The sequence below is a fragment of the Thermohalobaculum sediminis genome (assembly GCF_023487995.1).
GTDB lineage: Bacteria > Pseudomonadota > Alphaproteobacteria > Rhodobacterales > Rhodobacteraceae > Thermohalobaculum > Thermohalobaculum sediminis.
This window is the reverse complement of sequence record NZ_JAMFKN010000005.1, coordinates 195,965-220,825: the sequence shown is the minus strand read 5'-3', so window position 1 is coordinate 220,825 and position 24,861 is coordinate 195,965. Positions and strand designations below refer to the sequence as shown.

Below are 24,861 nucleotides of genomic sequence, written 5' to 3'. Positions count from 1 at the left end.
AATTGGAAAAAATGAGCGGGTGCGGGCGACTCGCCGGAGGCTGGATTTTCCCGCCGCGCCCCGCTAGTCGGGAACGGTCGAGAGCGCGGAGAGCCCCATGAGCACGATCCCCCCCAGCTTCCACATCGTCGATCACCCGCTGGTGCTGCACAAGCTGACCCTGATGCGGAACAAGGAGACCTCGACGGCAAGCTTCCGCATCCTCCTGCGTGAGATCAGCCTGCTGCTGGCCTACGAGACGCTGCGCGACCTGCCGCTCGAGCAGGTCGAGATCGAGACGCCGCTCACGCCGATGATGGCGCCGCGCCTGCGGGGCAAGAAGCTCTGCTTCGTGTCGATCCTGCGGGCGGGCGACGGGCTCCTGCAGGGGCTGCTCGACCTCGTGCCGGCGGCCCGGGTGGGGCATATCGGGCTCTACCGCGACCCTCAGACCAAGCAACCGGTCGAATACCTGATGAAGACCCCCGACGATCTCGGCGACCGCGTGACGGTGCTGGTGGACCCGATGCTGGCGACCGCGGGCTCGGCCATCGAGGCGGTGCGCAAGGTCAAGGAGGCGGGCGCGCGCGACATCCGCTTCCTCGCGCTGGTCTGCGCGCCCGAGGGGGCTGCGGCCTTCGCGGCGGCGCACCCGGACGTGCCGGTCTACGCCGCGGCGATGGACGAGCGGCTCGACGACCACAAGTACATCGTCCCCGGCCTCGGCGACGCGGGCGACCGGCTGTTCGGCACCAAGGACCACCGCGGCGAGCCCTGAGGCACGCGGCCCGGGCCGGGCGCCGCGACGGCACAGCCGGCGTCCGGACACGGCGGGGCTCGATGCCCCGCCGCGGCCGTTCCCGGGCGGGGCGGTCAGGCGGGCGCGAGAGGCTCGATGACGCCTTCCGCCTCCAGCGCGTCGATCGCGGTCTGGATCGAGGGGGCGACGATCACCGCGGGCGCCTTGATGCCATGCGCCGCAAGGTCGCGCCGCACCGCGTAGGGCGGGCCGCTGATGGCAATGCGCACGCCCTGCCGCGCGGCCTTGGCCACCAGCCCGCCGATGGTGTTCGCGCCGGTCGAATCGAGGAACGGCACTCGGCTCATGTCGAGGATCATCGCCCTGTGCTGGCTGCCGATGCGGTCCAGCACCCCCTCGATGGCCGAGGCCGCGCCGAAGAACAGCACGCCCCGCACCTTGTAGAGCACGACGCCCTTCACCTCGGGCAGGCCCCGGCGGGCATAGCTGTCGTCGGTGAGATCCTCGGGCACCATGGGCTGGTCGGCCTCGACCACGGTCGAGCCCGACATGCGGTGGATGAAGATCACCGAGCCGAGCGCGAAGCCCACCACGATGGCCTCGGTGAGGTCCCGGAACACCGTCAGCAGGAAGGTCACCGACAGCACCAGCGCATCGCCGCGCGAGGCGCGCATCAGCACCGCGATGGCGTGGCGCTCGACCATCTGCCACGACACGACCGCCAGCACCGCGGCCAGCGCCGCGAGCGGGATATAGGCCGCGAGCGGCGCCGCGATCAGCATGAAGCCCAGCAGGAACAGAGCGTGCATCATCCCCGCGACCGGGCCATGCGCGCCCGCGCGCACATTCGTGGCCGTGCGCGCGATGGTGCCGGTCACGCAGAACCCGCCGAACAGCGCCGAGCCGATATTGGCCACGCCCTGCGCCACCAGTTCGCAGTTCGAGCGGTGGCGCCGGCCCGACATGCCGTCCGCCACCACCGCCGACAGAAGCGACTCGATGGCGCCCAGCAGCGCGAAGGCGATGGCGTCGGGCAGCACCGCCTCGATCTTCGCGAGCGAGACATCCGGCAGCGCCGGCACCGGCAGGCCCGAGGGGATGCCGCCAAAGCGCGACCCGATGGTCTCGACCGGCAGGCCCAGCAGCGCCGTCGCGGCGCCCGCCGCCGTCACCGCGATCAGCATCCCCGGCAGCCGCGAATTCACCCGCCTCAGCCCTAGGATCAGCCCCGCCGTGCCCGCCGCCAGCGCCACCGCCCAGGGCGTCACGCTGGGCAGCGCTTTCCACAGCGCAGGGATCTTCTCGACCAGCGGCCCGGGCTCGGGCCCCTCCAGCGTGAGGCCCAACAGCCCCGAGATCTGACTTGCGAAGATGATCGCCGCGATCCCGGCGGTGAAGCCCACGGTCACCGGGTACGGGATGAACTTGATGTAGGTACCGAAGCGCAGAAGCCCCGTGGCGATCAGGATTAGGCCCGAGAGGAACGTCGCGAGGATCAGCCCGTCGATGCCGTGCCGCGCGACCGTCGCCGCCACCAGCACGATGAAGGCGCCCGCGGGACCTCCGATCTGGTAGCGGCTGCCGCCGAGCGCCGAGACGAGAAAGCCGCCGATGATGGCGGTGTAGAGCCCCATCGCGGGCGTGGCGCCCGAGGCGATGGCGATCGCCATCGACAGCGGCAGCGCCACGATCGCGACCGTCAGGCCCGCCACGGCATCGGCGCGGAACGCGCTCAGCCCGTAGCCCTCGGACATCACCGTCACCAGCTTGGGCGTGAACAGCCCGAAGAATTGCCCCCCTGCGCCCGGCGCCGGGCGCGTCGCATCTGTCGCCATGGTCATATTTCCTTCGGACAGCCGCGTGGAGGCCCCGAGGGAGGGGCGCGCGCCGCGGCCGCATTCAAGCGCCTCGGGCGGGATCGATGCAAGGGGGTCGTGCGCGCCGGATAGCCTCAGGCGCCGACGCCGACATAGCGGTGCAGGAGCGCGTGGTCGGCGCCGAGGTCCGACGCGCGCACGCAGTCGCGGCTGCGCCCGTTCTCGACGAACAGCACGCGGTCGGCCACCGGCAGCACCGCCTCGACCCGCTGCTCGACCAGCAGGACCGCGACCCCCTCGGCGCGCAGCAGCAGCACCACCTCGCGGATGCGCTGGATCATCGCAGGCATCAGCCCCTCGGTCGGCTCGTCGAGCATCAGCACCGCGGGCTCGAGGCAGAGCGCGCGGCCGATCGCCAGCATCTGCTGCTCGCCGCCCGAAAGGGTGCCGGATCGTTGGTGCAGCCGTTCCGCCAGCACCGGGAAGAGGTCGAGCACACGGTCGCGCGCATGGCGGGGGGAATTGCGAGCCATCAATCCGATCTCGAGGTTCTCGGCCACGGTCAGCTCCGCAAACAGGCGCCGGCCCTGGGGGACATAGCCGATCCCCTCCTTCGCGATGTCCTCGGCCCGCAGGAGCGAGATGTCGACGCCGTCGAGCATGACCGCCCCCACGCGCGGCGGCACGAGGCCCATGATCGCCTTGAGCGCCGTGGTCTTGCCCGCGCCGTTGCGACCCAGCAGGCAGAGGATCTCGCCCTTCGCGACCTCGAGCGAGAGGCCGTGCAGCACCTGCACGCGCCCGTAGAAGGCGTCGAGGCCATCGACCTTGAGCATCGCGGTCATCTCAGCCCCCCAGATAGGCACGCTGGACTTCCGCATCCGCGCGGATCGCTGCGGGCGGGCCCTCGGCGAGGATCTGGCCGCGTTCCATCACCGTGATCCGGTCGGCGAGGTCCATGACGACGCCCATGTTGTGCTCGATCAGCAGCACGGTCGCTTCTCGAGCGATCTCGCGCACCAGCGCCGTGAAGCTCGCGATCTCGGCGTCCGAAAGCCCCTGCGTCGGCTCGTCGAGGATCAGAAGCCGCGGGCTGAGGCCAAGCCCCATGGCGACCTCGAGCAGGCGCTGGTGGCCGTAGCTGAGGTTCCCCGCGGTCTCGGTCGCGCGCGCGGCGAGGCCCACGCGGTCGAGCACCGCCATCGCCGCCGCGTCGAGCGCCGCCGCGTCCGGCCCGCGCCATCCCTGCATCATCCGCCGCTGTACGGCGAGGCGGACATTGTCGAGAAGCGTCATGCGCGCGAAGACCGAGGTGATCTGGAAGGTGTAGGCGATGCCCCGCATGACCCGGGCGTGGGCTGGCAGGCGCGTCACGTCCTCGCCCGCGAAGATCACGCGGCCCGCGGTGGGGCGGAGGCGGCCGGAGATGAGGCTCACGAACGTGGTCTTGCCCGCGCCGTTCGGGCCGATCAGCGCGCGGATCTCGCCCTCCTGAAGCCGGAACTCGACGCCATCGACCGCCGTCAGACCGCCGAAGCGGCGGGTGAGGCCATGGGTTTCCAGCAGCGTCACGGCAGCCATGGCGCCGCCCTCTCGCGCAGGGTGCCGAGGATGCCCTTCGGAAAGAACAGGATCAGCCCGATCAGCGCGAAGCCCACGATCATCATGTGCGCCGTGGTGAACGAGGAGGAGATGTCGATCAGGTAGAACATCAGGAGCGTGCCGAGGAACGGCCCCAGCACCGTCGCCGCCCCCCCCATCAGCACCCACAGGAGCGGCAGGATCGAATACTGGATCGAGGCGAAGGTGGCGCCGACATAGCCGAACAGCAGCGCATAGGCCGCCCCCGCCGCCCCCGCCATTGCGCCCGAGACGGCGAGCGCCATCAGCTTGGCGCGGAACACGTCGTAGCCCAGCATCCGCGTGCGCTCCTCGTTCTCGCGGATGGCGGCCAGAACCCGCCCGAAGGCCGACCGCGCGAGGGCGAGTGAGCCCAGCATCACCGCGCCGAAGACGCATAGCGCCGCCCAGTAGCGCGTGGCGGGATCGGCGAGGCTGAGGCCAAGTACGGTGCGCGCGGCGGGGGCGAGCACGAAGCCCTCGTCACCGCGGGTGAACTCGCCGAAGTAGAGGACCGTCAGGAACCCTGCCTGCGCGAACATGAGCGTCACGATCATGAAGCTCACGCCCGTCGTGCGAAGCGCGAGCAGCCCCACCACCGTGGCCACGATGGCGCCCGCAAGAACGCCAAGCACCAGCCCCAGCGGCGCCGCCGTGCCGCCGAACTCAGCCGCAAGCCCCGCGGCATAGAGCCCCGCGCCGAAGAACATCGCGTGCCCGAGGCTGAGCATCCCAGCATAGCCGAAGGTGATGTTGTAGGCGCTGGCGAAAGCCGCGAGCACCATGATGCGGGCGAGGTTGCCATGGTGATAGTCCGGCAGCAGGAACTGCGCCGCCGCGAGCGCCGCAAGAAGCCCCAGATGCAGCCCCACCGCCCGGCTCATGCCGCGCGCGCCCCGAAGAGGCCGGTGGGCCGCCAGACCAGCACGAAGGCGACCAAGAGCGTCGCCAGGATCTTGGCGAGCGTGGGCGAGAAGAAGACCGAGATGATGCCGTCGCTCATGCCGATGATCACGGCGGCCAGCACCGTGCCGCGCAGGCTCCCCAGCCCCCCGATGATCACGACGATGAAGCTGAGCAGCAGCGGGTCATGCCCCATCAGGTAATGCGCCTGCTGGATCGGCACGATCAGCACCGCCCCCAGCGCCGCCAGCATCGCGCCCGCGGCGAAAACGCCCGCATAGACGCGGCCGACAGGGATTGCGAAGGCGCGCGCGGTCTCGGGGTCGTACTGGGTCGCGCGCATCATCAGGCCCGCGCGGGTGCGCGTGAGCACCAGCCACACGCCCAGCATCAGCGCCGCCGAAGCGACGATCACGCAGAGCTTGTAGCCCGAATAGCCGAACCACGGGAACTGGATGCGGAAGTCGATGGGCGCGGGCACTGGCCGGGCATCGGCGCCATAGGTCGAGAGCGCAAGCTGCTGGATGACATAGAGGAGCCCGATGGTCGCGACGATGGTGGCCTCGGGGTCGTAGTTCAGGCGCCTCAGCACAAGCCGCTCGGCCGCGGCGGCAATCAGGCCCACGACCAGCGGCGCTACCACCATCGCCGCCACGAACCCCAGCGCCGGGTGCCCGCCGATCATCGAGGTCACCCACCAGGCCAGCACCGCGCCCAGCATGTAGAACTCGCCATGGGCCACGTTGACGATGCGCATGACGCCGAAGACGAGACTCAGGCCCAGCGCGGTCAGCGCCAGCACCGCCGCGCCGACCGCGCCCTCGAGCGAGGCGAGCATCAGGTAGGGTCCTAAATCCACGCAGGCCTCGCCTCTGGCGGGAAGGGGGCGGCGGGCGCCCCCCTTCTTCGGTCATGCGGGGGCGACGAACGCCCCCCGGCATCAGAACGGCTGGGTCGTGTAGTCCACCTCGTCCGGGTACATGCCGTCCTCGATCGAGGTCTTGTGAACCACGCTCAGGCGCGCGCCCTCGACCCGGCTGATGAACTGGTGGCCGAACACCTGGTGCGTGCGGCCGTTGAAGACCTTGTCGCCTTGCGGGTGCTCGCGGCTCTCGGGCATTCCGGTCATCGCCTCGACCGCCTCGATCAGCTTCGCGCGGTCGGCCGGGCCCTGGTAGCCCGCGGCCTCCATGCCCGCCTTGATGACGTGCAGCGTCTCCCAGCAGCCGAACATGTGGGCATAGGTCGCGATGTCCTTGGGGTCGCTCATGCTCGCGCCATTGGCATCGACGCCCACGCGCTGGCGATAGAAGCCCTCGTGTTCCGATGCGTCGGGTGGCGCGTAGCGGGGCATCCCCTCCCAGAAATAGGTGCCCTCGAGGAAGTCGAGGCCGGGGGTCGCGATGTCCACCGCCTCGAGGCTGTCGATGAAGCCGAAGATCGCGGGGCGCGCGCCGGTGCCGTAGAACTCGCCCAGCTCCTTCACGAAGGTCAGGACGCCCGGGCCCACCATGACGTGGTAGAGCACGTCCGTGCCGCGCGGAATGCGGGGGAAATACTTGGTGAAGCTCGATTCCGTCGGCGGGATGGCGATCTTCTCGATCACCTCGCCGCCCTGCGCCGCCACCGCCTCCGAGAAGAAGTCGCGGTGGTCGTGGCCAAAGGCGTAGTCGGGGAAGATCATCGTGACCTTCTTGCCGAGGTTCTGCGTGACCCACGGCGCCATCGCGCGGACCTGGGATTTCACGTCCGTGATGCCGGGCTGCAGCGTGTAGCGGTTGAGCCGGCCCGAGGCGACGTGATGGCCTTCCGAGACCACGAAATAGGGCAGCTTCAGCTCGCCCGCCCGCGGCGCCGAGCCCATCACGACGTGGCTGAACAGGGTGCCGAAGGCGAGGTCGCAGCCGTGTTGCGTCGCGAGCTTCTCGACCACCTCGGCGCCGCGCTTGGGGTCGGTGCCGTCGTCCTCGGTCACGATCTCGACGGGGCGCCCCCCGATGCCGCCGCCCTCGTTGATCAGCGCCGCCGCCGCCGTGGTGACGCGGTCGTACCAGCGGCCATAGGCGGCGCCGATGCCGGTGCGGTGGACCTGGAAGCCGAGCTTCAGCGGCGCCGAGGACTGCGCCTCGATATAGGGCACCCAGCCCGGCGCCGCGGCCAGCGCCGCGCCCCCCGCGAGGCCCTTGAGCGCCGTGCGCCGCGTCAGCGTCGCGCGCGTCGTGCGTGGTTCAGGCGCCGTCGTCTTGGACATGACCGATCCCTCCTGTCGGGCTGGCCGCGCCGTGTGCCGGGCGCGGTCTCGCGTTCTCGCCGGGATACCTTGTCTGCAAACAAGGCGCAGGAAAAGCCCCGTCTCTCGTGCTCACGCACCGACGGGCGTTGCCAGCAGCCAGAGGCCGAAGAGCGTGTAGAGCACCATCAGCCCCGCCAGCGGCACCTGGCTCAGCGCGGCCGCCCGCCCCTCGCCCCACAGCCGCGTGGCGATGGCGTGGGCTAGGATCACCGCCCAGATGTGCCCGCCCACGATCACGGCCGCCTGCGCGTTCCAGATGAGGCCAACCGTCTCGATCCGGTTGAGGAACGAGGTGGTGACGAAATGCGGCCCAAGGCCCAGCAGGTCCGCACCCCGGTGCAGCGGGTCAGAAAGTGCCACCAGCACGTATTGCCCGTTGATCAGCAGCACGATGAGGTAATGCGCGAGGTGATAGGCCAGCGCAATGGGCGCGAGCGACAGCGCCAGCTGCCCCGCCCCGGCAAGCGAGGCCCGTCCCGTGGCAAGCCGCGCGCCGAGGGCCACGCAGCCGCCATAGAGCGCGGTCAGCGTGAGCCACGCGCCGATCAGGCCGGCCGTGTGCTCGGCCACCACCGCCGAGCGGCCGGGGAAGTCGAGCGGGTTTATACCGATCCGGGCAAGCCACCAGAAGGTCTCGTTCAGCCCGTCGAACGAGCCCCCGGCAAGCGCGAGCAGCAGAAACGGCGCGGTGCCCGGCGGGGCCACACCTTCGGCCGCGCGGGCGCCTGGCAGGGTGAGCACGCGCAGTCCCGCAGCATCGCGGCCCACCGGCGCGAGGCGGGCGAGGAAGCCGGTGAGCACCGACAGCGCCTCGCCCCGGCCGCGCCAGGCGTCCTCGCCGAACACAAGCATCGCGCCGAGATGCACCGCCCACCACAACGCCACCGCGATGGCGAGGCGCGAGGGGTCATCGGGCGCGAGATCGACCAGCGCAAACCAGTAGATCGCGAACAGTCCCGCCGTCGCGGGCCAGAGGCCCATCCAGCCGGGCAGCGCCACCACCGGGCGCGTGCCGATCCCGGCCCGGCGCAGAGTCGCAAGCGGCCCGCTCCATGGGTTCAGCCAGTGCCACAGATCGCCCACGACGGCATGGAGGATCACGAAGGCGACCCAGAACACCGTCCAGACCACCAGCGGCAGCGGGTTCTCGAGCGGGTCGCGCGTGCCCCACAGCCCCGCCGCGACCAGCCCCGCCATGGCGAGGAAGCCGAGCCAGCTCGTGACGGGCCGCAGCCCCTCGCCCCCCTGCGGCAGCACGATGCGAGCCGAGGCGGCCCTTGCGAGCCAGCGGCCGGGGATGAGCGCCAGAAGCCCGAAGGTCGCGGCCACCGCGAGCGTGCCGCCCCAGATCGAATGGCCGGTCGGCAGCAGAAGCACCAGCGCGCGCTGCGCGACATGGGCCGATGCGGCAGCGGGCCAGAGCGCCGCCACCGCCGCCCAGCCTGCTGCCTTGCCGTCTCCCGCCACGCGCCTCATGGCGGGCATTCAGGCGCGGATCACGGGTGGCTGGCAAGGGGCAGGATGGCGCAGTGGCGTGCCAGAGTGGTGCTGGGGAGAGGTCCCGGGTCGAGCCCGGGACAGCGGACGCGCCGGCGCGAGGGAGGTGCCGGGTCAAGCCCGCGACAGCGGCGGGGAGCGGCACCGGTCCGCGCTACCCCTCTCTGCCCCGATCGAACAGCCGGGGCCTCGCGGAACTGGGCCAGATGCCGTGGACGGCGAGGCCCCGGGTCAAGCCCGGGGCAGCGGACGCACCAACGCGAGGGGGTCCCGGGCCGAGCCCGCAGCAACGGGCAGCGGCCTGCGTCAGTCGACGAAGGCGCGCTCGACCACGAACTCGCCGGGGCGGTTATTCGCGCCTTCGGTCAGCCCCGCGGCCTCGAGCCGGGCCTTCACGTCCTTGAGCATGGCCATCGAGCCGCAGATCATGCCGCGGTCCTCGGCCGGCGAGATGGGGGGCACGCCGAGATCCTCCCACAGCTTGCCCGAGTCCATCAGGTCCGTCAGCCGCCCCATCCGCGGGGTCTGGTCGCGCGTCGTGGTGGCGTAGTGGACGAGCTGCGCGCTCGCCTCCTCGCCCACCAGCGGGTCGTCCTTGGCGATGGCCACCAGCTCGCGCCCATATTCCAGTTCGGCATCGAGGCGGCAGGTGTGCAGGAGATAGACCTTCTCGAACTTCGCATAGGTCTCGGGGTCGCGCACGATCGAGGCGAAGGGCGCGATGCCCGTCCCGGTCGAGAACAGGTATAGCCGCTTGCCGGGAACCAGCGCGTCGTTGACCAGCGTGCCGGTGGGCTTCTTCTTCATCAGGATGGTATCGCCCACGACGATCTTCTGCAGATGCTCGGTCAGCGGGCCGCCGGGCACCTTGATCGAGAAGAATTCGAGTTCCTCGTCCCACGACGGCGAGGCGATCGAATAGGCCCGGTAGACCGGGCGCTCGGCGTTCGGCAGGCCGATCATCACGAACTCGCCCGAGCGGAAGCGGAAGCTCGCGGGGCGGGTGATGCGGAACTTGAACAGCCGGTCGGTGTAGTGCTTCACCTCGGTCACGGCCTCGGCGAACACGTTGTCGGGGATGGGGAAGGCCGCAGGGGCCAGCGCGGCAGTGCTTGCGGTCATCGTCGGTGGCCTCCTCGGGGGCCGTCCCGGCCATGCGCCGGGCCATCGGGTTTGCGTCCTCGGCGTCGATCCCCTCGGGGGCGCCGCGAATTCCACTTTTCGCGCCTGTTTTGTTTGCGTACAAACAAATAGGCAATGGCCAATATGGTCGCAAGGGGGTCTGCCGCATGTCCGCCGCCGATGCAAGCGAGTCTGTGGAAACCATCGCAGGCATCGACGTGGGCGGGACCTTCACCGACCTGATCCTGATCGGGGGCCCCGGCGGCGGGGTGCGGATCGCCAAGACGCCGACGACACCGGGGAATCAGGCGGATGGCGTGCTGGCGGCGCTGAAGGCGGCGGGGGTTTCGCCGTCCGCGCTCGACCTGATCGTGCATGGCACCACCACCACGACGAACGCGGTGCTCGAGCGGCGGCTGGCGCGCACCGGGCTCATCACCACCGCGGGCTTTCGCGACGTGCTGGAACTGGGCCGCCGCACCCGGCCACAGCCCTACGGCATGACCGGGCAGTTCCGCCCGGTGATCCCGCGCGACCTGCGGCTCGAAGTGGCCGAGCGGATGGACGCCACGGGCGAGGCGCTGGTGCCGCTCGACGAGGCGGGGGTCGAGGCGGCGGCGCGACGGCTGATGGAGATGGGCTGCGAGTCGCTGGTGATCCACTTCCTGCACGCCTATGCGAACCCCGAGCACGAGATCCGCGCGGCCGAGATCGCCGCGCGCATCTGGCCGAACGGGCACATCACCATGGGCCACGCGCTTCTGTCGGAAAGCCGCGAGTTCGAGCGGGGAGCGACAGCCGCGGTGAATGCGAGCGTGCAGCCGATCCTCGAGCGGTATCTGGCGCGGCTTCAGGCCGAACTGGCGGCGCAAGGCTATGCGCGCGACGTGCTGGTGATGAACGGCAATGGCGGCATGGTCTCGGCCCGCCTAGCGGGGCGCGAGGCGGCCAAGACCGTCATGTCGGGCCCGGCGTCGGGCGTGATGGCGGCGGCCTATACCGGGCGGCGGGCTGGCTGCCCCAATCTCATCACCTACGACATGGGAGGCACCTCCTCCGATGTGTCGCTGATCCGCGGCGCCGAGCCGGCGGTGAGCCACGAGATCGAGATCGAATACGCCATGCCGATCCATGTGCCGATGGTAGACGTGCGCACCATCGGCGCGGGCGGGGGCTCGATCGTCTCGGTGGACGAGGGGGGCCTCATCCGCGTGGGGCCCGAAAGCGCGGGGGCGATGCCGGGCCCGATCTGCTTCGGGAAGGGTGGCACCGAGCCCACGATCTCGGACGCGAACCTTCTGCTGGGGCGGCTCAACCCCGGGCGCCTTCTGTCGGTCGAGGACGCGGCCCCGGTCGAGGCCGTGCGCGCGGCGTTTGCTCGGGTGGGCGCGGGCCTGGGCCTCGACGCCGAGGGAGCGGCCGAGGCGGCAATCCGGGTGGCGAACGCGAAGATGGCGGGCGCGATCCGGATGGTGTCGATCTCGATGGGCCACGACCCGCGGGATTTCGCCCTTTTCGCATTCGGCGGCGCGGGGCCGCTCCACGCCGCGGCGCTGGCGCGCGAGCTTGCAATTCCCCGCGTGCTGATCCCCGCCCGGCCCGGCATCACCAACGCGCTGGGCTGCGCGGTCGCCGACCTGCGGCACGACTTCGTGCGCACGGTGAACCGCCCGCTCGACGCGGTGGAGATGGGGGCGGTGCACGCGATCCTTGCCGAGCAGACCGCGGCGGGCCGCGCCATGGTGGTGCAGAACGGCGCGGCGCTGCGCCGGGTGCGCGAGGTCCATACCGCCGACATGCAGTTCGTGGGGCAGACGCACCTGATCCGCGTGGCCCTGCCCGATGCCGCGCCCACGCGCGAGACGCTGCAGGCGCTGTTCGAGGCCGCCTATTTCGCGCGCTTCAAGGTCGAACTGCCGACCATCCGGGCGAACCTCGTGAACCTCAACACCAGCGTCATCGGCGAGCGGGCCGAGGTCGATCTCGCGGCCCTCACCGCCGTCACGCCGGGCGCGACGCTTGGCGATGCGCTCGACCACCGCCGCCCGGTGCGCTTCGGCGCGGATTGGCACGACACGCCGGTCTATGCCCGCGCCCGACTGCCGGTGGACGCACTCATCCCCGGCCCCGCCATCGTCGAGCAGATGGACACAACCATCGTGATCCCCCCCGGAGACCGGGCCGAGGGTGCTGCGGACGGCAACCTGTTCATCCATGTGGGGGCGGCATGATCGACCCGGTGACGCTGACGGTGATCGAGGCCGCGCTTCAGCAGGTCTGCGACGAGATGGACCTCGCCTTCTCGCGCGCCGCCTTCTCGCCCATCATCGCCGAGGCGAACGACCGCTCGGACGGGATCTACTCGCCCGTGGACGGGTCGCTGATCGCCCAAGGCGCGGGCGGGCTGCCGGTCTTCGTCGGCACCATGCAGTTCTCGACCCGCTGCCTGATCGAGCGCATCCGCGAGGGGCTGACGGCGGCGCCCGAGCCGGGCGACATCTACATCGTCAACGACCCATACCTGGGCGGCACGCACCTGATGGACGTACGCTTCGCCATGCCGTTCTGGCGGGGCGGGCAGATCTTCTGCTGGCTCTCGAACACCGGGCACTGGCCCGACATCGGCGGCGCCGTGCCGGGGGGCTTCTCGGCCTCAGCCACCGCCGTCGAGCAGGAGGGGCTGCGCCTGCCCCCCGTCAAGCTGTTCAAGCGCGGCGCGATGGATACGGAGATCTACCAGATCATCTGCTCGAACATCCGCGTGGCCGAGCAGCGCATCGGCGACGTCAAGGCGCAGGCGGCGGCGCTGATGGTGGGGGAGGACGGGCTTACGCGGCTCATGGACCGCTATGGCGACGACACCGTGCGCGAGGCCATAAGCGAGCTGCGCGCGCGGGCGGCGGCGCGGATGCGGGCCGAGATCGCGGCGATCCCGGAAGGGACCTACCGCTCGGTCGCTCATGTCGATTCCGACGGCGTGGTGGACGCGCCGCTGGAGATCCGCCTAACCGTGACCAAGGCGGGCGAGCGGCTCACCTTCGACTTCGCGGGCTCCTCGCCCCCATGCCAGGGGCCAATGAACTCGGTGCTGGCGACCACGCTCTCGTCTGTCTATCTCGCCATGCGTCACATCTTCCCCGATGTGCCGATCAGCGCCGGCGCCTTCGAGCCGCTCGAGGTCATCACCCCCGCGGGCACCTTCCTCGACGCGCATTACCCCCGCCCGGTCTCGGGCTGCGCGGCCGAGGTGAGCCAGCGCATCGCCGAAGCCGTGTTCGCGGCGCTCGTGCAGGCCATCCCCGACCGGGTGACGGCGGCGCCCGCCGGGACCTCGGGCAATTTCGCGCTGGGCGGGCACGATCCCGCGCGGGGGCGGGGCTTCGTGATGTATCAGCTTTCCGGCGGGGGCTATGGGGGCGCGAGGGGGCTCGACGGGCTCACCAACGGCTGTTCCACGATCGGCATCTCCAAGGCGCCGCCGGTCGAGATCATGGAGCAGCAGTTCCCCGTCCTTTATCACCGCTACGGCTTGCGGGAGGGCTCGGGCGGCGCTGGGCGCTGGCGCGGCGGCTTTGGGCTCGACTACGAGATCGAGCTGAGGCGCGGCGAGGCGCGGGCCTCCTTCGTCATGGACCACGGCCGCTTCGGCCCGCAAGGCGCGCTGGGCGGGCAGGACGGCGCGCCCAACATGGTGCGGGTGATTCGGGATGGCGAGGTCCATATCCCCCCGCACCTCTCGAAGGAGCAGGACATCCCCCTCCGTCCCGGCGACCGGGTGCGGGTGGGCACGCCGGGCGGCGGGGGCTATGGCGATCCGATGGCGCGCGACCCCCGCGCGGTGGCCGAGGACGTGCGGCTCGGCTACTACACGCCCGATGAGGCGCGCGCCCTGTTCGGCGTCGTGACCGGCACCGGCGGGCTCGATGCCAAGGCGACTTCGGACCTGCGGGCGACACTGCGGGACGCGGCAGAAACACAACAGTCCGGCGCAACCATGACGCGCATCAAAGACAAGGCTCCCACGCATCGCTCATGATGGAGCGCGGCAGCGATTCTCGAGGGGTGTGCCGAATTGACGAATGATAAGTCCGGTCCGCCGACGGATCTGCGCGAGATCGACCGCGCCGTTCTGACCGCCGCAGGGCTCATGCGGGACTTCACGGGCTCCGATCATGGTCGGCGGCTGACGCCGCTCCAGACGCTCTCGGTCATCACGATCGTCGCCTTCGACAACATTGTCGAGCGGGGGGTCGGCACCAGCGAGGCGGCGGCCAAGCTGCGCGAGCTTGCGAACGCGCTGGAGCGCAGCTGAGTGGGGCCTGCCCTTGGCAGGTCACGTCCGAACCACGGAAGGAAGGAGGTCCAACCGGCCGCGATCCGTGGCAGTATGTCCGCCTCGCCTCGAGGCTCGCAGCGGAGGTCGGCGATGGACTACCTGCATCTCACCGAGGACGCGGACGGCGTATCCCGCTTCACGGACGGCACGATCGCGCTCGAACTCCGGGACTTCGCGCCACCGGCGCAGGCGCTGTTCCTGTCGGCGCCCTGGCCGGCCGAGCGGCTGCTGTTCCTGACCCTTCCCGCCGGATGGGTGGGCGAGCAACACCCCTCGCCCCGACGGCAGGTGGCCTTCTGCCTCGCGGGCAGCATGCAGGTCGAGGCGGGCGACGGAGAGCGGCGCGAGATCGGGCCGGGCGACATCTGGCTGATGGAGGACACTGCGGGCGCGGGCCATGTCTCGCGGGTCACCAGCGCCGCCGAGTGCCGGCTCGCCATCGTGCAATTCGGCTGACGGCGCGGCGAGACGGTTCTCCCCGCCTTGCATGGATGGTATCCTCGAAACGGTGAGGGTGCCGGAACCGACACAAGGGGAGGCCCGCCAATGTTCGACCTCGACCATCTCGTTGCCGATTGCCGCAGCGCTGCCGGGGCCGAGGACGGGGACCGCGTGCTGCGTGAACTCGTCACGCGCGCTGTCGAGGATCCATCGGAGTTGATCGCGGCGCTGGGCGAGCCCCGCCAAAGCGGCCTCGTCGCGATCTACCGCTCGCCCGATCTCACCATCCTGAACCTGGTCTGGAAGCCCTGCTTCACCGTGATGCCGCACAACCACGAGATGCCGGCGGTCATCGGCATCTATGGTGGCCGCGAGGACAACATTTTCTGGCGCCGGATCAAGGACGCGCCCGAGGGCCATATCGAGGCCGTCGGCGCGAAGGCACTGGCAACCGGCGATGTCGCGCATCTGGGACGCGACATCATTCACTCGGTGACGAACCCGATCGACAAGCTCACGGGGGCAATCCACGTCTACCGCGGCGACTTCTTCGCGGCCGAGCGCAGCGAATGGGATCCCGAAAGCCTGACCGAGCGGCCCTACGACCTCGAGCGCGTCAAGGCGATGTTCGCCGACTAGCGCAGCCCGTCCTCGCCCGTCACCTCCCAGGCCTCGAGCCCGCCCATGCGCGAATGGATGCGCGGACCGCAGGCCATGGCGAGGGCAAAAACGATCTCGCCCGCCCGCGGCGCGTCGGGGATGACGAGCGTCATCGCGTCGAAATGGCTGCGGACATAGGCCGCGTTCACATGGCCCAGCGGCACGTCGAGGCTCGCGCCCATCCGCCCCACCTTCATCGCGGAAGGCACGATCGCCTTCGACGGGTTCAGCCGACCGCGCATGGCATAGCCGCCGGGGACGTGCCACAGCGCACCGTGCTCGATCTCGCCGGCCTCGCCCACGATGGCGCCCTTGCCATAGCCGTCGATCGCGCCCTCGCCCAGCGCCCCGATCAGCATGGCGGTCAGGCGCTCGCCCAACGGCTTGAGGTCCTCCATCGCGGGCTGAAGAACGGGCTCGTGCCGCCCGGCGAAGGGGTTGGCGACGACCGCCGCCGCCAGCGCGCGGTGGCGCGGACGGGGAGCGGGGGCGCCCCCGTCGTGCAGGATCGTCTCGGTGATCAGCACCGTCTTGCGGATGGCAAAGTCAGGCATGCGTCCCCTCCAGCGCGGGGATTGCCCGCGTCCCCAGTTCTCCGACTACGCGCGACGCTCCCGCAAGGAACAGCGCCGCCGCCTCGATCAGGCCGCACGCGCGCATGGCCTCGGCCGCCCGCGCGCCGCCGGCGAGCGCCTCGGCGGCCTCGGCGGGCGAAAGCCGGCCCACCCCGACCGTAACGAGCCGCGCGCCGAGATCCGAGTCCGGGTCGAGATCCCGGGCAGGCGCGCGCGCGATGGCGGGATGCCCCGGAAGGTCCACCGCGTTCGCGATCAGCGTGGCAGCGGCGTCGGCATGCACCGCGCTGCGGGCGAGCACGGTCACCGCGTCGGCGATGCCGAGCGAGCGTGATCGCCCCCGCCAGCCCGACGTCGCGACGCCCCGCACCGGCGCGTCGGCCCCGATCCGCACCCGGTCGGGCATCCCCGGCCGGGCGGCGATGGCGATCTCCAGCGCCTCGCCCGGCCCCAGCCACAGCGCGGCATCGCCGCCGTTGTTGACGTAGGCGCGGTCGAGCCTGCGGCCCGTCACCGCCGCGCGCAGCACCTCGTCGGCCACCGCGCCCGCCACCGCGATCATGGGCGTGGCGAAGGCGGGCAGATGGGCCCGGGCGGCTGCCTCCATCGTGAGAGCAACCGGCCCGACGAGGCCCAAGGGTGCCGCGACCACCGGGCGGCGCAGGGCGGGAAGCTCGTCCACCAGTTCCTGAAGGATGGTCGCAAAGCGCGCCACAGCCTGCGCGCGGGCGGCCCGCGCCTCGGCCGGCGCGCCCCAGACCTCGAGCACGATGTCGATGGGGCCGTGATGCAAGTGCAGCCGCCGCCCGTCCGGCAGCATCCGGGCCGAGGCGCTCATGGTGTATCCTCGAGCGGCCAGGGATTGGCCGCATCCGGGGCCGCACGGGCGAAATCGGCGCCATACTCGCCGCCCTCGGCAAGGATGTCTGCAAGCGCCCGGATGCGGTCGCCATGCCCGCCCAGCGCGAGGTATTCCGCCCGCGACAGGGTGAATTCCAGCGGCGCCACCAGCGCAGGCGTGGGCACATAGCCGAAAGCGCCATCCGGCAGGCGCGTCACATCGGCCATCAGCGTGATGCCCCCGCCCGGCCAGACATAGACCGGCGCGCCGCCGCAGGTCACCCGCGTGCGCCCCGCCTGCACGGATCGCGTGAGCCGCACCGGGTTCTTGGTCACGCCCGAGCGCAGCGACCCTCCCGCGCCGCCCATGAACAGGACGGTGCAGAGCGCTGGCTCGCAGTTCTCGTCGATCAGGCGAACGCTGGGCAGCAGCCGCTCGGGCATCTCGCGCCGCACCGGAGCGAGCGTGTCGTCCAACTCGTAATAGGCCGCGTGCTCGCCGGTGGTGGACACCATCAGCATCCGCAGTCCGGGCCGCGCACCCTTCTTCGGGTTCCACGGCCCGAGGATCGCCAGCGGGTCGTCGATGTCGGTGCCGCCCCAGCCCTGCCCGGGCCCGGCCACCCGGAAGTACCGCCCGGGCGTCGAGCGGCGGCCCTTGATTCTGATCCCCGTATCCTCCCAGCCGATCACCTTGCCGGCCTGATGCTCGGACACCACGCCGGTGATGTGGTCGTCCACCACCACCACCTCGTCCACCAGCCCCTGCCACTGGGTCGCGAACATGCCGATGGTGGCCGAGCCGCAGCCCACGCGCATCCGCGCCTCGGGCTGGCCATCGACCACGGGGGCCGCGCCTGCCTGCACCACGACGGTCGAGCCGTCGTCGATGGCAAGTTCCACCGCCTCGCGGTTGCAGAGCGCAAGCAGCGTCTCGCAGGTCACCCGGCCCTCGGACTTCGAGCCGCCGGTGAGATGCCGCACGCCGCCCAATGACAGCATCTGGCTGCCATATTCGGCGGTGGTCACATGGCCCACGGGTTCCGTCCCCGCGCGGACGATGGCGCCCTCCTCGCCCAGGTGGCGGTCGGTGTCGATCTTCACCTTGACGCCGCAATAGCTGAAGATCGCCTCGGTCACGACGGTGACGAGGTCGGCGCCCTCGACCTGCGAGGCCACGATGAAGGGCGCGGGCTTGTAGTCGGGGTAGGTCGTGCCCGCGCCGATGCCGGTGACGAACAGCGCGTGGCCCCCGAGCCCGCCGTCCCAGTCGCCCGCGGCGAAGGGCACGACCGGCCCGCCGACTTCCATCGTGCGGTCGAGGATCGTCACCGGGTCGCAGCGGATGATGCGGCCGCGGTGGTTCGCGTAGCGGTCGCAGGCGCCGCTGCGACCGTCGGCGATGTAGCACATCACCGGGCAGGCATCGCAGCGGATCTTGCCCTCGCCCGGCGCGTCGGGCTCGACCGGCGCCTCGGGGTTCGGCGTGTCGGTCATCGGGTCGCGGCGGGGGGTGTCGTCCATCGGCTCAGGCCCCCTTTGCCCGGATCGCCGCCAGTACCCGGTCGGGCGTGGCGGGCAGGCGCGTGACCAGCGCCCCGGTGGCGTGGCGGATCGCGTTGAGGATGGCGGGCGCGGTCGGGATCAGCACGTGCTCGCCCAGCCCCTTGGCGCCGAAGGGGCCCTCGGGGTCGGGCTTCTCGATCAGGATGTGGCGGATATCCGGCACGTCGCCGAAGGTGGGGATCAGGTAGTCGTGCAGGTTCTCGGTCCGCCCGGGCACGTAGTCCTCCATCAGCGCGAGGCCGATGCCCTGTGCGATGCCGCCCTCGATCTGCCCCTCGGCCAGGGTGGGATTGATCACGCGGCCAAGGTCATGCGCGGCGGTGATACGGTGGAGCGACACGGTGCCGAGGCGAGTGTCCACCGCAAGCTCGACGATCTGCGCACCATAGCCGTAGACGGCGTAGGGCGTGCCTTGCCCGTCGGCGTCGAGCGCGGTGGTCGGCGGGTCGTAGCTTTCCTCGGCCGAAAAGACATGGCCGCCCTCGCCAACCGGCAGCGCCGCGAGGTCGATCACCCGCCGCTCGGCCCCGTCATGGATCGCGAGCGTCGCGCCCTCGAGGCGGAGTTCCGAGCTTTCGGCGACATTGGCATGGCGCAGGATCGCGGCCCGCAGCGCCCGGCCCGCGGCATGGGCGGCCCGCCCGCTGACATAGGTCTGCCGCGAGGCCGAGGTCTTGCCCGCGTCCGGCGTGAGCCCCGTGTCGGGCCCGACCAGCCTGATCGCCCCCACCGGCACGCCCAGCGCGTCGGCCGCGATCTGCGCGATCACGGTGTTCGAGCCCTGCCCGATGTCGGTCGCGCCCTGGTGCAGCACCACCTGGCCCGACGCCGTGATGCCGATGCGGATGGTCGACGGGTTCGGCAGCGCGGTGTTGCCGCAGCCATACCAGCAGGACGCGACGCCCACGCCGCGCCGCACCGGCCCATCGGGCCCCGCCGCGGCCCATGCCAACGCCGCCTCCCAAGGTCCCGCCAGCGCGTCGAGACAGTCGGCGATCCCGACAGCAGCCAGCACCTGCCCGCAAACCGTGGCGTCGCCATCCCTGAGCGCGTTCAGCCGGCGGAAGGCGAGGCGGTCCATGCCCGCCATCGCGGCCAGTTCATCATACAGCACCTCTTGCATGATCGTCGCCTGCGGCACGCCGAAGCCGCGGAAGGCGCCTGAGACGGGGCCGTGGGTGTGGATCGCCCGCGCCTCGGCCCGGTAGGCCGGCACGCGGTAGGGTCCCGAGGCATGGACCGGCACGCGGTTCGCCACCGTCGGCCCCCAGCTTGCATAGGCGCCGGTGTTGAAGTCGCCCTCGAACACCTGCCCCATGATCCGCCCGTCCGCATCCACCCCGATCCGCGCCCGCATCCGCGCCGGGTGGCGCTTGGTGGTCGAGCGCATCGAGTCGCCCCGCGTGTAGACGATCCGCGCCGGGCGCCCGGTCCTCAGCGCCACCAGGCCCACCAGCGGTTGCAGCGAGATGTCGAGCTTCGAGCCGAAGCCGCCCCCGGTCGAGGTGGGAACGATCCGCACCCGCTCGCGCGGCAGGCCAAGGATGGCGGCGGTGTCGTCGCGGTCCATGTGCGGGGCCTGCGTGCAGGCCTGAATCACCAGCGTGTCGCGATCCATCGCGGCGAACCCGGCCTCGGGCTCGATATAGGCATGCTCGACATAGGCCGTCTCGATCGCGCCCTCGGCAACCTGGGCGGCGGCGGCCAGCGCCGCCTCGGCGTCGCCCCGGCGCACATGGCCGCGGACCAGCAGGTTCCCGGGGCGCGCGGGGTGGAGCGGGGGGGCCGCTTTCGCGTCCTCGGGGTCGAGGATGGCGGGCAGCGGCTCCCACCTCACGGGGAAGCCGGACCCGTCGAACTCCCCGACTGCCCCGGGTTCGAGCGCCACCAGCGCCACCGCCTCGCCGCGAAAGCGGGCCACGCCTTCGGCCAGCGCGGGCTGGTCGGCGAAAGGCGGAATCACGCCGAAGGCGTTCTTCCCGGGAATGTCGGCCGCGGTGAACACCGCAGCAATTCCCGGCGTCGCCGCCTGCCAGCCCGCGAGGTCGCCGAACGAGAAGCGCGCATGATGATGGGGCGAGCGGACCACGTGCACCCACAGCGCGCCCTCGGGCCAGCGGTCGGCGCCGAAGATGTCGTCGCCCGTCACCTTCGGCACGCCATCAAGCCGCTCGATGCGCGCGCCCACAGCCCGGCCCGACGGCGCAGGCACAGTCGCGGGCACCTCGCGCCAGGCGTCGCAGACCGCCGCCACGATCTTGCGATAGCCCGTACATCGGCACAGCACGCCGCTCAGCACCGCCTCGGTCTCGGCGGGGGTCGGGCGCGGGCGTTCGGCCAGCAGGGCAACCGCTGCCATCAGCATCCCCGGCGTGCAGATCCCGCACTGCGCGGCGCCATGGCGGAGGAAGGCGGCCTGAAGCGCCGAAAGCCGCCCGTCCACAGCCAGCCCCTCGACCGTGGTGACCTGCCGCCCGGCCACGCGAGCCGCAGGGGTAAGGCAGGCGCAGACCGGCGCGCCGTCCACCAGCACCGTGCAGGCGCCGCAATCGCCAGCGTCGCAGCCCACCTTGGTGCCGGTGAGCCCCAGCCGCTCACGCAGGACATGGCTCAGGCGCTCGGTCGGGCCGGCCTCGACCTCGACGGCGCGGCCGTTGACGGTGAAGGCGGCGGGGCGGGTGTCGAAGCTCATGGCGTGCCCCCGCAGGCGCGGATGACGGCGCGGCGCAGGATCTCGGCCGCCGCCTCGCGCCGGTAGGCGGCGGTGGCGCGCACGTCGTCGATGGGGTCGAGCGCGGCTGCCACCGCGGCAGGGTCGATCCGCGGCGCGTCGGCGGGCTGGCCCACCAGCGCGGCCTCGACCGCGGTCAGGCGGCGCGCGACCTCGGAACAGGCGCCGACCGCAAGTGCCGCCGCGGCGACGCGCCCGTCCGCCACGACCACCCGCGCCGCCGCCATGGCGATCGAGATCACCAGATACCGCCGCGCCCCCAGCTTCTCGAAGGCCGATCCGCCCGCCACGGCTGCGGCAGGCACATGGATTGCCACCGCGATCTCGCCCGCCTCCCGCGCCGTGCGACGGTTGCCGAGAATGAAGTCGGACAGCCCCAGCCGACGCCGTCCGGCCTCGGAGGCCAGTTCGACCTCGGCGTCCAGCACCAGCAGCGCCGGCACCCCGTCGGCGGCGGGCGAGGCGTTGCAGAGGTTCCCCATCACGGTCGCGGCGTTCTGGATCTGGACCGAGCCCACCTCGCGCCCGGCCTCGGCCAGCGCGGCGAAGGCGGGGGGAAGGTCCGCGCCGATCGCCTCGGACCATGTCACACCCGCCCCGATACGCCAGCCCTCGGGCGTGCGGGCAATGCCGCGAAGCTCGGGCAGCGCGCCGATGTCGAGGATCGGGCCCGGCAGCCCCGGCCGCGCCGTCGCGGGATAGAGGTCGGTGCCGCCCGCGAGGATGCGCCATTGCCCGACCGCCATCAGCGCCAGGGCCTCGTCCAGCGTTCCGGGCCGCTCGTAGAGCATTACGCCGCGCTCCGCCGGGGCGTCACCCCGGTTCGTTTGCACACAAACGAATGATATGGACCGCCCCGGCGCTGTCAAACGCGATCTTGACCGGCAGACCCGCGCAGCGGGGCGAGCGGGGTTTGCACCGGCGGGGAACCCATGCAACATGGCCGCATGACCGGACCAGACGCTGACACGGGCGAACGAATGGCGCGCGCATGCCTCGCCGGGCCAAGCGCGCCGGGGCGCGTGCCGTGAACGGCCCCGCAGGCGACCCGGCCGCGATGCTCGACCCCGAGGACGCCGGCTACCGGCTCGACGCGCAGATCGGCTTCCTGCTGCGCCGCGCCTCACAGCGCCACATCGCGATCTTCAACGCAGGCATCCCGGAGCTTACGCCCACCCAGTTCGCGGCCCTGGCCAAGACCGCCGAGATCGGGCCGGTAAGCCAGAACGAGCTGGGCCGCGCGACCGCGATGGACGCCGCCACCATCAAGGGGGTGATCGACCGGCTGGGCGCGCGCGGGCTGACCGAGACCTCGGCAAGCCCGCACGACCGGCGGCGCGTCATGGTCGGCCTCACGCAGCAGGGGCGCGCGGCGCTCGCCCGGCTGATCCCGGCCGCTCGGGCAATCACCGAGGAGACGCTCGCCCCCCTGACCCCGCCCGAACGCGCGGCGCTGCTGGCGCTGCTCGAACGCCTCGGCTGACCCGGCGCCCGCGATGCTGCACTTCCCTGACGACACCGCGCTCATCGTCATCGACGTCCAGCTCGACTTCTGCCCCGGTGGCGCGCTCGCGGTTGCCGGTGGCGACGAGGTGGTGCCGGTGATCAACCGGCTGATGGACCGCTTCGCGACGGTGGTGCTGACCCAGGACTGGCACCCCGAGGGGCATCTCTCCTTCGCCGCCTCGCATCCCGGCAAGGCGCCCTTCGAGATGACCGAGATGCCCTACGGCCCGCAGGTGCTGTGGCCGGAGCATTGCGTGCAGGGCACGCCGGGGGCCGAGTTTCATCCCGACCTGCGCACCGAGCCGGCGCATCTGGTGATCCGCAAGGGCTTCCGCCCCGCCATCGACAGTTATTCCGCCTTCTTCGAGAACGACCGCCGGACGGCGACCGCCCTGCGCGGCTACCTGGCCGATCGAGGCGTGCGCAGCCTCGTGCTCGCCGGGCTCGCGACCGACTACTGCGTGCGCTACTCGGCGGTCGATGCGGCGCGGCTGGGCTTCCAGGTGACGGTGGCCGAGGACGGCTGCCGCGCCATCGACCTCGCCGGCTCGCTGGCCGAGGCGCGGGCCGAGATGCAGGCGAGCGGCGTGCGCCTCGCACCATCCGCCGCGCTCGGAGGGCATTGAGCCGAAGCGGGCGGCGCACCGGCCAGGTTCACCATCCTCGTTAAGGGGCGGGAAGGGAACGCCGCGGCATGCTCCGTGTCGGGGCCGCCGGCGACGGGCGCGGCCCGCCAGGCCGGAGAGACCGCGCATGACCGTCACCGCAGCCTATGACCGCGCGCCCCTCACGCAGGACGACGCGGACGCCGAAGCCCTCCGACGCAACGCGCGCGCGGCGGCGGCGGCGGCGCCCCGAGCGCCCGCGGCGCCGCAGAGCGTCGCGGAAACCGGGCTCGACGTGAACTTCCTGGTCGACCACCTCTGCAAGGTGATCTACCGACACGCGCTGGAGCGGCCCTCGGAACTCGCGCGCGCGATTTGTCTTCCGGTCAAGGTGGTGGACGACCTGATCTGGATCGGGCGCGAGCGCAAGCTGATCGAGCCGCTGGGCCAGCTCGGCGCGAAGATGACCGCCGAGATGCGCTACGCGCTGACCGGCAAGGGCCGCGAATGGGCGCTCGAGGCGCTGGCGCAGAGCGAGTATGCCGGCCCCGCGCCGGTGCCGATGCCGGCCTTCACGGCGCAAGTCGCGGCCCAGTCGATCCGCGGGGAGACGCTGCAGCGCCCGGCGCTCGAGCGCGTGTTCTCGCGGCTCACGCTGGCGCCGGAGCTGGTCGGCAAGCTCGGGCCCGCGGCGAATTCGGGCGCCTCGATGCTGCTCTACGGCCCGCCCGGCAATGGCAAGTCCTCGATCGCCGAGGCGATCACGCGCGCCTTCGGCAACCATGTCTGGCTGCCCCATGCGGTCGAGGTCGACCGCCAGGTGATCACCGTCTACGACCCCGCCGTGCATGCCGCCATCGACGACGGGCCGCAGGGCGCCGAGGCCCTGCGCCGCAGGGACGAGGCCGACCCGCGCTATGTGCGCTGCCTGCGGCCCCGCATCGTCGCGGGGGGCGAGCTCACGCTCGACATGCTCGATCTCAGCTACAGCCCGGTAAGCCGGGTCTACGAGGCGCCGATGCAGATGAAGGCGGCGGGCGGGGTCATGCTGATCGACGATTTCGGCCGCCAGCGCCAGCACCCGCAGGAGCTGATCAACCGCCTGATCATCCCGCTCGAGAACGGCATGGACTATCTCGCGCTCCAGTCGGGCCGCAAGTTCGAGGCGCCCTTCGACAGCCTGGTGGTCTTCTCGACCAACATCGCGCCCTCGAGCCTCGTGGACGACGCCGCGCTGAGGCGGCTGCGCTACAAGATTCTCGTCGACAGTCCCGACGAGGAGACCTTCGTGCGCATCTTCCTGCAGACCGCGCGCCGCATGGGTGTGGACCTGACCGAGGAGGTGGTGGCCTTCGTGATGGTCGAACTCTACGCCCGGCAGGGGAAGAAGTATCAGGCCTTCCACCCCCGCTTCCTGATCGACCAGACGCTGTCGATCTGCGCCTTCGAGGGGGTTTCGCCGCAATTGCGGCCCGAGTTCCTCGTCCGCGCGTGGGAGAACCTGTTTCCGCGCGACTGAGGCGCGCGCGCCGCCTGCCCGCATCTTTGCCACATTCCCCCGCGATACCGGCCCCGAGGGCGCAGCCGGGATTGCAGGGGCGGCAGGTCGG

22 protein-coding genes are annotated in these 24,861 nt (G+C 71.5%); 9 read left to right on the top strand and 13 right to left on the bottom strand.

Annotated features, from left to right (window positions below; translation table 11 throughout):
- Positions 1 to 97: 97 nt before the first annotated feature.
- On the top strand, positions 98 to 757 hold the full coding sequence (upp, locus tag M1105_RS12425) for a uracil phosphoribosyltransferase (RefSeq protein ID WP_249580689.1): 660 nt from the start codon (positions 98 to 100) through the stop codon (positions 755 to 757).
- 95 nt (positions 758 to 852) lie between these two features.
- Here the strand turns inward: upp and M1105_RS12420 are convergent, their stop codons facing one another.
- The 8 genes from M1105_RS12420 to M1105_RS12385 all read right to left on the bottom strand — a co-directional run bounded on the left by M1105_RS12420 (position 853) and on the right by M1105_RS12385 (position 9,991).
- A complete protein-coding gene (locus M1105_RS12420) occupies positions 853 to 2,574 on the bottom strand; it encodes a SulP family inorganic anion transporter (RefSeq protein ID WP_249580688.1) in 1,722 nt (573 codons plus the stop codon).
- A 116-nt stretch (positions 2,575 to 2,690) separates the two neighbouring features.
- A complete protein-coding gene (locus tag M1105_RS12415) occupies positions 2,691 to 3,392 on the bottom strand; it encodes an ABC transporter ATP-binding protein (protein WP_319936794.1) in 702 nt (233 codons plus the stop codon).
- A gap of 10 nt (positions 3,393 to 3,402) precedes the next feature.
- Positions 3,403 to 4,128 carry an ABC transporter ATP-binding protein gene (locus M1105_RS12410; RefSeq protein WP_249580787.1) on the bottom strand — a complete coding sequence of 242 codons (726 nt, stop codon included), beginning with the start codon at positions 4,126 to 4,128 and terminating at the stop codon, positions 3,403 to 3,405.
- The gene (locus M1105_RS12405; protein WP_249580686.1) at positions 4,125 to 5,060 is read right to left on the bottom strand and encodes a branched-chain amino acid ABC transporter permease; all 936 of its coding nucleotides are present in this window, start codon (positions 5,058 to 5,060) and stop codon (positions 4,125 to 4,127) included. The genes M1105_RS12410 and M1105_RS12405 overlap by 4 nt, the downstream gene beginning before the upstream one ends.
- Positions 5,057 to 5,938 (bottom strand): branched-chain amino acid ABC transporter permease, encoded by an 882-nt coding sequence (locus tag M1105_RS12400; protein ID WP_249580685.1) that lies wholly within the window; start codon positions 5,936 to 5,938, stop codon positions 5,057 to 5,059. Before M1105_RS12400 ends, M1105_RS12405 begins: the two co-directional genes overlap by 4 nt.
- 81 nt (positions 5,939 to 6,019) lie before the next feature.
- Entirely contained in the window at positions 6,020 to 7,330 is a 1,311-nt protein-coding gene (locus tag M1105_RS12395; RefSeq protein WP_249580684.1) for an ABC transporter substrate-binding protein, read from the bottom strand.
- A 111-nt stretch (positions 7,331 to 7,441) separates the two neighbouring features.
- The gene (locus tag M1105_RS12390) at positions 7,442 to 8,857 is read right to left on the bottom strand and encodes a cytochrome b family protein (RefSeq protein WP_249580683.1); all 1,416 of its coding nucleotides are present in this window, start codon (positions 8,855 to 8,857) and stop codon (positions 7,442 to 7,444) included.
- A 318-nt stretch (positions 8,858 to 9,175) separates the two neighbouring features.
- Complete coding sequence (locus M1105_RS12385; RefSeq protein WP_249580682.1) at positions 9,176 to 9,991, bottom strand: ferredoxin--NADP reductase; 816 nt, start codon at positions 9,989 to 9,991, stop codon at positions 9,176 to 9,178.
- A 167-nt stretch (positions 9,992 to 10,158) separates the two neighbouring features.
- Here M1105_RS12385 and M1105_RS12380 point away from each other — a divergent pair, with 167 nt between their 5' ends.
- The 5 genes from M1105_RS12380 to M1105_RS12360 all read left to right on the top strand — a co-directional run bounded on the left by M1105_RS12380 (position 10,159) and on the right by M1105_RS12360 (position 15,407).
- On the top strand, positions 10,159 to 12,222 hold the full coding sequence (locus tag M1105_RS12380) for a hydantoinase/oxoprolinase family protein (RefSeq protein ID WP_249580681.1): 2,064 nt from the start codon (positions 10,159 to 10,161) through the stop codon (positions 12,220 to 12,222).
- Complete coding sequence (locus M1105_RS12375) at positions 12,219 to 14,027, top strand: hydantoinase B/oxoprolinase family protein (protein ID WP_249580680.1); 1,809 nt, start codon at positions 12,219 to 12,221, stop codon at positions 14,025 to 14,027. Before M1105_RS12380 ends, M1105_RS12375 begins: the two co-directional genes overlap by 4 nt.
- A gap of 36 nt (positions 14,028 to 14,063) precedes the next feature.
- A complete protein-coding gene (locus tag M1105_RS12370) occupies positions 14,064 to 14,303 on the top strand; it encodes a hypothetical protein (RefSeq protein ID WP_249580679.1) in 240 nt (79 codons plus the stop codon).
- A 114-nt stretch (positions 14,304 to 14,417) separates the two neighbouring features.
- On the top strand, positions 14,418 to 14,783 hold the full coding sequence (locus M1105_RS12365; RefSeq protein ID WP_249580678.1) for a cupin domain-containing protein: 366 nt from the start codon (positions 14,418 to 14,420) through the stop codon (positions 14,781 to 14,783).
- 90 nt (positions 14,784 to 14,873) lie between these two features.
- Positions 14,874 to 15,407, top strand: coding sequence for a hypothetical protein (locus tag M1105_RS12360; RefSeq protein ID WP_249580677.1), 534 nt, complete (start codon positions 14,874 to 14,876; stop codon positions 15,405 to 15,407).
- Here the strand turns inward: M1105_RS12360 and M1105_RS12355 are convergent.
- Genes M1105_RS12355 through M1105_RS12335 form a run of 5 tightly spaced genes read right to left on the bottom strand, consistent with a single transcriptional unit; the run spans position 15,404 to position 21,931 of the window.
- On the bottom strand, positions 15,404 to 15,982 hold the full coding sequence (locus M1105_RS12355) for an amino acid synthesis family protein (RefSeq protein WP_249580676.1): 579 nt from the start codon (positions 15,980 to 15,982) through the stop codon (positions 15,404 to 15,406). The genes M1105_RS12360 and M1105_RS12355 overlap by 4 nt on opposite strands.
- A complete protein-coding gene (locus M1105_RS12350) occupies positions 15,975 to 16,841 on the bottom strand; it encodes a UPF0280 family protein (protein WP_249580675.1) in 867 nt (288 codons plus the stop codon). The genes M1105_RS12355 and M1105_RS12350 overlap by 8 nt, the downstream gene beginning before the upstream one ends.
- Positions 16,838 to 18,340: a 6-hydroxynicotinate reductase gene (locus M1105_RS12345; protein ID WP_249580786.1), complete on the bottom strand. Its 1,503-nt coding sequence runs from the start codon at positions 18,338 to 18,340 to the stop codon at positions 16,838 to 16,840. The genes M1105_RS12350 and M1105_RS12345 overlap by 4 nt, the downstream gene beginning before the upstream one ends.
- A gap of 31 nt (positions 18,341 to 18,371) precedes the next feature.
- Positions 18,372 to 21,101, bottom strand: a complete 2,730-nt coding sequence (locus tag M1105_RS12340; protein WP_249580674.1) for a molybdopterin-dependent oxidoreductase — start codon at positions 21,099 to 21,101, stop codon at positions 18,372 to 18,374.
- Positions 21,098 to 21,931, bottom strand: coding sequence for an FAD binding domain-containing protein (locus tag M1105_RS12335; protein WP_249580673.1), 834 nt, complete (start codon positions 21,929 to 21,931; stop codon positions 21,098 to 21,100). The genes M1105_RS12340 and M1105_RS12335 overlap by 4 nt, the downstream gene beginning before the upstream one ends.
- 236 nt (positions 21,932 to 22,167) lie before the next feature.
- Here M1105_RS12335 and M1105_RS12330 point away from each other — a divergent pair, with 236 nt between their 5' ends.
- The 3 genes from M1105_RS12330 to M1105_RS12320 all read left to right on the top strand — a co-directional run bounded on the left by M1105_RS12330 (position 22,168) and on the right by M1105_RS12320 (position 24,770).
- Positions 22,168 to 22,623, top strand: coding sequence for a MarR family winged helix-turn-helix transcriptional regulator (locus M1105_RS12330; RefSeq protein ID WP_319936792.1), 456 nt, complete (start codon positions 22,168 to 22,170; stop codon positions 22,621 to 22,623).
- A 13-nt stretch (positions 22,624 to 22,636) separates the two neighbouring features.
- Positions 22,637 to 23,272, top strand: coding sequence for a bifunctional nicotinamidase/pyrazinamidase (gene pncA / locus M1105_RS12325; RefSeq protein ID WP_249580672.1), 636 nt, complete (start codon positions 22,637 to 22,639; stop codon positions 23,270 to 23,272).
- A gap of 127 nt (positions 23,273 to 23,399) precedes the next feature.
- Complete coding sequence (locus M1105_RS12320; protein WP_249580671.1) at positions 23,400 to 24,770, top strand: AAA family ATPase; 1,371 nt, start codon at positions 23,400 to 23,402, stop codon at positions 24,768 to 24,770.
- Positions 24,771 to 24,861 lie beyond the last annotated feature (91 nt).

What these genes read in the sequence shown, in the direction of transcription:
- upp (WP_249580689.1), top strand. Translation starts at nt 98, where the DNA reads ATGAGCACGATCCCCCCCAGCTTCCACATCGTCGATCACCCGCTGGTG.
- M1105_RS12420 (WP_249580688.1), bottom strand. Translation starts at nt 2,574, where the DNA reads ATGGCGACAGATGCGACGCGCCCGGCGCCGGGCGCAGGGGGGCAATTC.
- M1105_RS12415 (WP_319936794.1), bottom strand. Translation starts at nt 3,392, where the DNA reads ATGCTCAAGGTCGATGGCCTCGACGCCTTCTACGGGCGCGTGCAGGTG.
- M1105_RS12405 (WP_249580686.1), bottom strand. Translation starts at nt 5,060, where the DNA reads ATGAGCCGGGCGGTGGGGCTGCATCTGGGGCTTCTTGCGGCGCTCGCG.
- M1105_RS12395 (WP_249580684.1), bottom strand. Translation starts at nt 7,330, where the DNA reads ATGTCCAAGACGACGGCGCCTGAACCACGCACGACGCGCGCGACGCTG.
- M1105_RS12390 (WP_249580683.1), bottom strand. Translation starts at nt 8,857, where the DNA reads ATGCCCGCCATGAGGCGCGTGGCGGGAGACGGCAAGGCAGCAGGCTGG.
- M1105_RS12385 (WP_249580682.1), bottom strand. Translation starts at nt 9,991, where the DNA reads ATGACCGCAAGCACTGCCGCGCTGGCCCCTGCGGCCTTCCCCATCCCC.
- M1105_RS12380 (WP_249580681.1), top strand. Translation starts at nt 10,159, where the DNA reads ATGTCCGCCGCCGATGCAAGCGAGTCTGTGGAAACCATCGCAGGCATC.
- M1105_RS12375 (WP_249580680.1), top strand. Translation starts at nt 12,219, where the DNA reads ATGATCGACCCGGTGACGCTGACGGTGATCGAGGCCGCGCTTCAGCAG.
- M1105_RS12365 (WP_249580678.1), top strand. Translation starts at nt 14,418, where the DNA reads ATGGACTACCTGCATCTCACCGAGGACGCGGACGGCGTATCCCGCTTC.
- M1105_RS12360 (WP_249580677.1), top strand. Translation starts at nt 14,874, where the DNA reads ATGTTCGACCTCGACCATCTCGTTGCCGATTGCCGCAGCGCTGCCGGG.
- M1105_RS12355 (WP_249580676.1), bottom strand. Translation starts at nt 15,982, where the DNA reads ATGCCTGACTTTGCCATCCGCAAGACGGTGCTGATCACCGAGACGATC.
- M1105_RS12350 (WP_249580675.1), bottom strand. Translation starts at nt 16,841, where the DNA reads ATGAGCGCCTCGGCCCGGATGCTGCCGGACGGGCGGCGGCTGCACTTG.
- M1105_RS12345 (WP_249580786.1), bottom strand. Translation starts at nt 18,340, where the DNA reads ATGACCGACACGCCGAACCCCGAGGCGCCGGTCGAGCCCGACGCGCCG.
- M1105_RS12340 (WP_249580674.1), bottom strand. Translation starts at nt 21,101, where the DNA reads ATGAGCTTCGACACCCGCCCCGCCGCCTTCACCGTCAACGGCCGCGCC.
- M1105_RS12335 (WP_249580673.1), bottom strand. Translation starts at nt 21,931, where the DNA reads ATGCTCTACGAGCGGCCCGGAACGCTGGACGAGGCCCTGGCGCTGATG.
- pncA (WP_249580672.1), top strand. Translation starts at nt 22,637, where the DNA reads ATGCTGCACTTCCCTGACGACACCGCGCTCATCGTCATCGACGTCCAG.
- M1105_RS12320 (WP_249580671.1), top strand. Translation starts at nt 23,400, where the DNA reads ATGACCGTCACCGCAGCCTATGACCGCGCGCCCCTCACGCAGGACGAC.